Consider the following 794-nt stretch of genomic DNA (forward strand, 5'->3'; position numbering starts at 1 on the left):
GACGCTCTTCCGATCTGCTAAGTATAAAATAAATTATTACAATAAATATTCGAAAATTATTCTTTTAAAAGGCTCTTCTTTTGGGAGTCTTTTTTTATCTAATTTTATGTGTTTTTTTGATGTTTGTCTCAATTTGAAAATTTTAAATATTTTTTTATTTCTTACATTAACCATTTATTAAAATTCTTTTTTTGTTGTTATATTTTTATTATTACGATTCCAAAAAAATAATTTGTAATTTCTAAACAAACAAAAATAACCTTAATTAATACTAATTTATCATCTATTAATGCCCCAAAAACTATTACTTTTAGATTTAAACTCTTTTTAAAAGTTGAAATAACACATTTAAACACCTATATCATCTTTTTCAAATCAATTATAAAAATGCATCTAAAAATATCATCAAAGAATTAATTTGCAAAATCAATCTTCATAAACTAGAAAACTTATAATTATACCAATTAGAACCCAATAAACTAGATAAATATAATAATCCTATCAAAACAAACTATAAGAAAAGTCTAAATATCATCTATTACCGACCAGAAGATTTAAAATATCTTCAATTATTCTTAACAAAAACGAAACAAGGTTATCGGGTGAAAAAGATACACCCTAAATATAAATATATTTTTCAAGACTGACAGTTTTATGACAGTTTGCCTCTTTGAATATTCTATATAAAATAAAAACTTTTTAAGGAGTGATATTTTATATCAGCCAATATACTGCTAAAAGATTTAAAACTATTTTAAAACAAAAAGGTTATCAACAAAGTTTCTCCGATGTCG

At 22.2% G+C, this 794-nt stretch carries 1 pseudogene; it reads left to right on the forward strand.

The features are described from left to right. Positions 1-243 precede the first annotated feature (243 nt). Positions 244-647: pseudogene (locus RI76_RS03405) on the forward strand (hypothetical protein); the annotation flags it as partial. Positions 648-794 lie beyond the last annotated feature (147 nt).

The sequence above is a fragment of the Milkweed yellows phytoplasma str. MW1 genome (assembly GCF_000309485.1).
Classification (GTDB): Bacteria; Bacillota_I; Bacilli_A; order Acholeplasmatales; family Acholeplasmataceae; genus Phytoplasma.